This is a genomic window from Sphingomonas sp., from assembly GCF_051962185.1.
GTDB lineage: Bacteria > Pseudomonadota > Alphaproteobacteria > Sphingomonadales > Sphingomonadaceae > Sphingomonas.
Window position 1 is genome coordinate 1 of sequence record NZ_JBQCCN010000122.1, and the last position, 7,750, is coordinate 7,750.

4 protein-coding genes are annotated in these 7,750 nt (G+C 67.2%); all 4 read right to left on the reverse strand.

Annotation, left to right across the window (positions count from 1 at the left end; genetic code table 11):
* A partial coding sequence (locus tag ACTHJR_RS06900) for a LamG-like jellyroll fold domain-containing protein (RefSeq protein ID WP_440522390.1) occupies positions 1-2,744 on the reverse strand: 2,744 nt, incomplete at its 3' end.
* A 126-nt stretch (positions 2,745-2,870) separates the two neighbouring features.
* On the reverse strand, positions 2,871-3,965 hold the full coding sequence (locus ACTHJR_RS06905) for an alpha/beta hydrolase (RefSeq protein ID WP_440522391.1): 1,095 nt from the start codon (positions 3,963-3,965) through the stop codon (positions 2,871-2,873).
* On the reverse strand, positions 3,962-6,385 hold the full coding sequence (locus tag ACTHJR_RS06910) for a hypothetical protein (RefSeq protein ID WP_440522392.1): 2,424 nt from the start codon (positions 6,383-6,385) through the stop codon (positions 3,962-3,964). Before ACTHJR_RS06910 ends, ACTHJR_RS06905 begins: the two co-directional genes overlap by 4 nt.
* On the reverse strand, positions 6,382-7,750 hold a 1,369-nt coding region (locus tag ACTHJR_RS06915; protein ID WP_440522393.1), incomplete at its 5' end, for an alpha/beta hydrolase family protein. The genes ACTHJR_RS06910 and ACTHJR_RS06915, both read right to left, overlap by 4 nt.

Sequence of the window (7,750 nt, forward strand, 5' to 3'; positions counted from 1 at the left end):
TCGGTGCGCCAGTTGATCTCGTTGGGATAGGTCCAATTGCCGTCGGCGCCCTTCTTGCCATGCGCCATCCAGCCGTCGACCACGCCGGTCACCAGGCCGGTGGCGGTCGGATTGGCATTGTACACGCCCATCAGGATCGGCGCGTGCATGACGGTGAAGCTGTACGGCTTCTGCCATTCCCACGGCCCCTCGCGGTACACCTTGCGGCCGCCGTACCAATTGCTGGAGAAGTGCATGTGCCCGGCGGGGTTCTTGAGGATGATGCCGGTCAGCGCCTTGGCCGTCGCCATCAGCCGTTCGAGCGCCTTGGGCTCGCCCCAATTGAGATAGAGCCGCTCGGCGTCCGAATTGAGCCCTTCCTCATAAGCGTGGAGCTCGTCGGTGGTGATATAGCCGAGCCCGTTGACCCGCATGCCGTTCTTGTAGACCGAGTCCGACAGCGCGCGGAGCGAGGCGTTGATCTTGTCGGGATCGACCCCCATCAGCGCGAGGCCGGGCCATTGTTCGAGCAGGTCGACATCGTCCGAGATGCCGCCGCCGAAATCGCCATAGGGCACCTGGCGATTGTCGATCCACCAGTCGACGAACTGGCGCGTCAGCTTGAGATCCTCCAACTGCCGGAACGCCCAGAGCGGCACGCCGGCGGGCGGCGTCGGCTGGGTGAAGGGCGGCATGCCGGTCGCGCCGTAGCTGATGTCCGCCCAATAGCGCCGGCCTTCGAGATTGTCGGGATCGACGCGGAGCAGGTCGGTGATGTCGCCCCTGAGACGCTGGAACAGCCCTTCACGGCCCGAAGCGGTATGCTCCTCGACCAGGAACCCCCAATTGTCCTTCACCTCGGTGAAGCGGTCCTGGATATGCTCCTTCTTGGCGTCCTCGCGGTCCTTGAACACCAGCCGCACATTCATGCCGTCGAGCGAGTCCGCGCCGAAATCGGGCGAGGCGCTGGCGATGGTGATGTAGAAGGGATCGTCGGTCAGGATGCGGTCGCGCAGGTCGAGCCACAAAGTCCGCGCCTGGCCCGGCTTTACCGACACGGTGACGTCGATCATGTCGCGCTGCGGCCAGATCGGGTCCTTGATCCGGATGTTGAGCGGGATCACCCCGTCCTTGTTGGGCGCGACCTTCAAGGCCGGAATGTCGAGCGCGATACCGTCGAGCCCGTCGTGGACATTGGCCCAGGTGTAGTTCCATGCACGCGCCAGCGGCTTGGCCGCGAAGGCGTCGCCGAAATCCGACGGGATCAGGATGTGGACGATCGGCGCGTCGTTGGCACCGCGCACCGCATTCCCGGCCGCGGTAGCGCTGCCCGCGCCTGGCGCGGCATGGCCCGCGCTCGCGGGAAGCGCGACGACGGTGGCGCGCTCATCGGGCGAGAACCGGCCGGCGATGAAATCGTTCAGCGGCGCAAGGTTGGCGAAGGCCGGCGCGGTCTTCGAATCCACCACGTAATTGAGTTTGAGCGTCCCCTTGGGCTCGGCGCCGTCCTTGATGTCATACGCCCAGATTTCCTGGATCGGCGTTTCCTGCGCGATGTTGGTGAAGCGCAATTTGCCGCCGGTTTTGCCGCCGAAGCTGGTGATCGACTTCTCGACACCCTCGGGCCGCTTGGCGAGCAATGAATATTTGCCGCCGTCCGCCGAATAATCGAGCGACCCATAGGCGGCACCGCGAATCTCGACGCGGTTGACCGTCTCGTTGGCTGGGATCGTCAGTTCATAGGCCTTGCCGCCCTCGACATAGACGTTCCAGTCGGGGAGCTCGAAATAATCGTCGCGGCCGGGCAGGCGCGAGCGGTTGTAGACGCCGGGCCAGGTCGTCTCCGGAATGCCGTCGACGCCTTTCCACATCCATTCCTTCAAATCCTTGGCATCGGCGAACTCGACCTTGCGGATGCTCGTGCTGTCGGCGGTCAGTACCGGCGGCGAGGCGCCGTCGAAGCCGTAGCGATGGAGGAACGCCGCGCGCTCGTCGCTCGCGACCGGCTTGTCGTCCGCCGGATTGCTGTTGTTGGCCAACGCCGCCACGGCACCGGCATCGAGCATCTGATCGTACACGCGGATCTCGTCGACGTCGCTGCCGCGCATGAAGCTGTAGCGGCTCTGCACCTGGTGCGGCGAGATGATCCGGCCGGCCAGGCCGAACTGGTCGAGCCCGCTGTCGAGCACGGCCTTCTGATCCTTGCGCGCGACCTCCTTGCCGTCGACGAACAGGCGCACGCCGACCGCTTCGTCCCAGGCGAAGGCGATGTGGTGCCAGTCAGTCGGCGAAGGCAAAGTGTCCATGCGGAACGACACACGCTCGCGCGCGAGGTTGTTGTCGGTGACGAAAGCGTCGAAGCCATGGCCGTTCCAGTCGATGCGCAGGAACGCCATGTCCCAACTGGTGTGATCGGCGAAGCCGACGCGGAATAGCACGAACGGCGCCTCGCCTACAGGCGTGCGCGAGCGCCAGAAGAAGGAAAGCGTGCCGCGCCGCGCATAAATGTTACCTGGCGCCTTCCACGCGACATAGCCGTCATCCTGCCACTGGATCGCGCCGCCAGCCTTGCCGGTGGGGACGATCGCGACCTTGGACTGGAAATTGGGCACCGCTTCGCCGCCGGCGGTGTCGGCGGTGAGCGTCTTGTCAGCAGAGACGTGGAACAAGAGCTTGGGCGGCGCCTCCCGCGCGCTCGCGCCCGATCCGATCAACGCCGCGGCACCGACCGCCGCCAGCAACGCCACCCGCTTCCTGCTCGCCATTCCGCTCTCTTTCGCATCGTGGCCGCTTCGTGGCGGCCGACTCTCCCAAAGCCCCTGTTCGGGCCGCTGATCGATAGAAACTTATGACACCGGTATCAATAACGATTTTCCGGCCCATCCGGCCGCTTATTTCACGTGTTGGATCAACCACTTCTCATAGAAAGCGGCGATTTGTAGATTGTTCTTCTCCAACATCTGCATGTGGCCGTTGCCGCGGATGCCGACGGTCGGAAGGTAGACATAGTCGTTGGGCACCCCCGCCTGGGTCAGGAAAGCCGAGGTGCAATAGTCCTGGCCGGCATGATAGGAGGCCTCGCCGGTCGCGATCAGGATCGGCGTTCGCGCGAGCCAGGGCAGCTTGTAGCGCGCGCTCGACTGCAGCCAGCAATCGACACCCATCGCCGCTTTCTCGGGTGTGCGCGTCATGCCGAGCTCGGCGGCACCAGGCAAAGTGGGCGTGAACATCAGGCAGGCGTCGGTGATCCCGCACGGCGTCGCCGGCCCCTTGCCTTCGCGATTGGCATTGCCGGTCGGCTCGACCGCGACGATCGCCTTGATCTTCCCAGGATTGGCCTGGGCGATCATCCAGCTCAGCGGCCCGGCCTGCGAATGGGTGACGACGATCGCCGGGCCGATCTTCTTCAGCAGCTCGGTCACCGCGCGCGTGGTCAGCGCATATTGCATGTCGACATCGGGCATGTTGGCGACTTCGGACGCGAAGAACTGCTCGAACGCCGGATCGCCGGGAAGGCCCGTGCCGGGCCATTGCGTGTGCAGCTTCGCGGTGGGCCAGGGGAGCGGGGACATTTTTTCGCTCGCGGTGAAACGCTCAACGATCTGCTTGCGGCTGGGGTCGTGCTCCTGCGGGCCGTACGCCTTGGGGAAATAGCCCGACCGCCCCTTGCCCGGCTGGTCGACGACATAGACCGGCCAGCCGCGCGAAAGGAACCACGTCGCCCAACCCGGCCGCCCGTCGGGCGTGCCGAGGAAGCCCGCGCCGGTCAGCCGGCTGCCATGGATGAAGACGATCGGATAATGGCGCGGCGGGACGCGCGCCGGAATTTGATAGAAGACATGCATCTGCCCCGACACGCGGTCCCCCGACACCTGCCCGCCGGTATAGAGCACGCCCTGCTCGCGGATCGTGACCGGCAACGGTCTGGTGGCGGCGGTCGCGATGCCGGTCGCGAGCAGCAAGGCGAGGGCGCGGCGCGCGATCATCGCGGGTCGATCACCCAGAAGGGCCGCGTTTCGGCCTGGGGTGGGAAGCTCCGCGCATTGCCGCCCGCATCCTGCACCTCGACCGCGTACATCAACCCTTCGCGGGTGAACGGCACCTCGGCGCGCCAGCCGTCGCCGCTCGCGATCATTTCTTGCGCGCGCCAATGCGCATCCCTCGGCAGCGGCTTCCACCACAGGATCACCCGATCGATCGGCCGCGCCGCGCTCGCCTTGGCCGTCACCGCGACGCTGTTGCCGTCGGCGGCGATGCGAAACGCAGGTTGGCCGGCGACGGCCAGTCCGCCCGTTCCGCCCTTGTCGGTGTCGGTCAGTATCAGTGGATTATGATGTGCGCCCTTGGGCCGGGCGTTCCACAGATCCTCGGCGGTCGCGTCGAGCTTCTCCAGCCCGGCCAGCGCCGGTCCCCAGGAGAAAGCCTTTTGGCGGCGAAGCGGATTGTTGAGCGGCTGATAGACCGGGTCGGCGAGCCCGGCGAGCGCCGCCCAGGCATCACGCGAGCGCTTGAGCAGATCGTTGGCGCGATCGATCTCGCCGCGCTCGTTGGTCCGCACGCCATGGTCGAGCCACACCAGCCCCTCGATCCGGTCGCGATGATAGTCGCCGAGCCGCGCCGCCGCTTCGAGGTCGACGCGCAGCAGCCGCCATTCGTCCGCCGCGCGCCCGTCGAGCTTGGGCATCGCCGCGATCGCCCTGTCCGCGTCCCCGCTCGCCTCGCGCAGCCGCGCGGCGATGGCGAACGGGCCGTAGCGGCCGTCGACCAGCCCATCCATCTTGCCCAGCACGAACTTGTCGATCGGCAGGAAGCTGCGGTCGTCCTCGGTCTGGTCCTGGGCATATTGCATCAGGCTGAGCGGGATCGGCGTGCGCGAGCCGACCACGCTGTCGTTGGTCGTGTAGCCGGTTTCGGTCTCGGGCGAATAATCGCGATGGTCGGCGCCGATGAAGCGATAGGCATAGACGAGCGGCACTACCCGGCTCGCCGCCTGCATCGCGCGATATGCCTCGTCGCCGCCCGCGCCGTAATGCTCGCGCCACGCCTGGAGCAAGGTCGCCTCGGGCAGGTCCGGATCGTAGCCCAGCCGACCCCAGGCGAGGTACCACATCCAATCCTTCTGCCAGACATAAGGGAACACCGCCCGGTCGGCCGGCGCGCGGTACATCTTCGCGGCATAAGGGCTGAAATACGACACCGGCGATTCGAGCGTGAAGCCGCGCGCATCGCCGAGCCGGAAGGTGCGCACGGTTTGGCGGATGAAGTCGGTGTTGGCCCACGACCAGAAACGGTGCGTGCCGTTAGACCGCACTTGCCACAGCACACCGTAATCGGCCGGACGGTCGAGATAATGTTCGTAGCTATAGGTCGCGAACCGCTCCTGCATCGCCTGATAGGGCAGGCCGAGATGCTCGCCATTGTACTTGATTTCGACGTCGAACATGCCCGGCGCCGCCGCCGCGATCGGCTCGAGTTGTTCCTTCGAGGTCAGCCAGCTGCGGGTGTAGAGCCGGAGGTTCCTGTTCCCCGCCATCGCGAAGCCGCGCAGATAGGCTTGTTTGAAGAAATCGGCGGGCTGGCCGGTCTCGCCCACGCGAAAGCCGAGCATGTAGAGTTGCGGCAGGTCCCGGATCAGCTGCGCGGTCGCCCGGGCGGTGTAGTCGGCGATCCTGTCGGCGGGGACGCCCTTGACCGGCGAGGGCGGCCTGGTCGGCGAGCGCGGACGATCCTCGTCGATCGAATAGTTCATCAGCGCGACGCGGATGCCGCGCGCACTGGCATAAGCGACGATCGCCTTGAGCGACGCCATATTCCGCGCCTGCTCGGCCGGATCGCCGACGCCCGGATAGCCCGGCACCCGGACCAGCATCGGATAGAGGTTGGAGAAACCGGTCGTGTCGAGATCGTAGGCGCCGTGCAGGTCGAGCATGTTGAAGCGGTTGCGCGCCAGCATGTCGATATAGGCGCGCCACATCGTCAGGTCGTTGAGCACGAACGGATGGATGTGGATGAACGCATTGTCAGCGCGGATCATCACCCAGGGTTTCTGCCTGGTCGGGCGGAGGGTCGCGGCGATCGCGCGCCAGTCCTTGCCCGACGCCGCGCGGACCTGTTCGGCGAGTTCGAGCAGGCCATATTTGGCGCCGGCCGTACCGCCGGCCACGATCGTGACCGAAGCGCCCGAGCGGTCGAGCGCGAAGGCCTGATCGCCCGGCTCTCCTTTCACCACGATCGTCACCGCGACGTCGACATCGGCACGGCTCAGACGGTGCCGCGCGAGCGCCTGGTCGAGCTCGCCCGCCGCCCAGCGCACCTGGTCGGGCGCACTGGCGGGGAGCCGCAGCGCGGCATGCGCCGGGGCCGCGACGCCGAGCGCCAGCAACAGGGAGAACAGCAGACGCTTCACGGCCGCAGCTCCGCCGCCGACCAGCTCCAGGTCGCGCCCTTGGGCATCAGCCGCGTTACCTCGGCCTGGCGCAGCGGCACGCCGACCGGATCGACCGGCGCGACCAGTTCGACCGGCCGCCCGTCGAGCGCGCGGACGACGTCGGCCAGGTCATAGGCCTTGAGCACGCCGGGCACGGTGATCGCCGGCAAGTCGCGCGCGATGGGGCGGTTGACGGCGTCGCGGAACGACAGCGGGCTCGCTACCATTCGCACCGCGGCGATGCGCGGATCGAGCGCCGCCGCCTGCAGCGCGATCGGCCCCATCGTGCCGGTGCCGGCGACGGTGATGCGCGCGTTCGGCTCGAGCCTGGCCAGCCAATCGACCGTGCCGATCACGTCGTCGATGCGGATCCCGGTCAGCGTCCGCCCGACCAGCAATGCCCGCAGTGCGAGCAGATTCTGGTCGCCGACCAGGCTCGACTTGATCTCCTCGCTGCCATCCGCGCCGCGCGGCTGGAGCGCGACGACGGTCCGGCCCGCGGCGGCGAGCTTCGCCATCCGTCCATTGGACGCGGCCAGCGCGTCGAGCGAGACGGTCGGATCGAGCAGCAGCAGAACGCGTCCCGATGGCGCCGAGGGCCGCTTGATCCGTACTTCGATCGGCCCATCGGCGAGTTGCAGCGTCACGCGGCCGCCATCGCCCATGTCGACATCCGGCGCCGCTCCCGGCACCGCGACCGCACCGGTCAACGCCCGGATCTTCTCGCGCACCATCGCCGGCGGCGATGCCGGCGTGACGATCGCTTTCGCCCGCGCGCGGTTGATGTCGGCCAGCGTCGTCCCGCCGCCGGAGGTCGCGATCTGCCCGGTCGGCGTCACCAGCACGTCCTCGGGCCGCGGCGGCTGCAGCCGCTCGAACGGCACGACCGGTCCGGTCGCGCGCAGATTGCGGCGGAAGAAGTCGATGATCTTGTCGCCCATCGGTGCGATCGCGCCGTGCGGGCCGGGGCCGGTATACCATTCCACCCGGTCGGCCTTGCCATAGGCGCCCCAGAACTTTCGTGCCTCGGCGACCGCGGCCCTGGCGCCGTCGAACGGGAACATATCCTCGGTGGTCGAGATCACGGCGTAGGGCTTGGGCGCAGCGAGTTCGACCCAGTCGGGCAGATCTAGGCCGGCAGCGATGAAGCCGGGAATGCTCTGCTCGCCGTCTTGCGGACCAGGGCCCGCCAGTAGATGTTTGAAATCGTTGACGTAGCAGGCCGAGGCGGCCGCCTGCACGCGATCGTCCATCGCCGCGATATAGGCCGTCGCAGTGCCGCCGCCCGAGCAGCCGAACGCACCGATCCTCTTGGCATCGACGTCGCGGCGCGAGACCAGATAG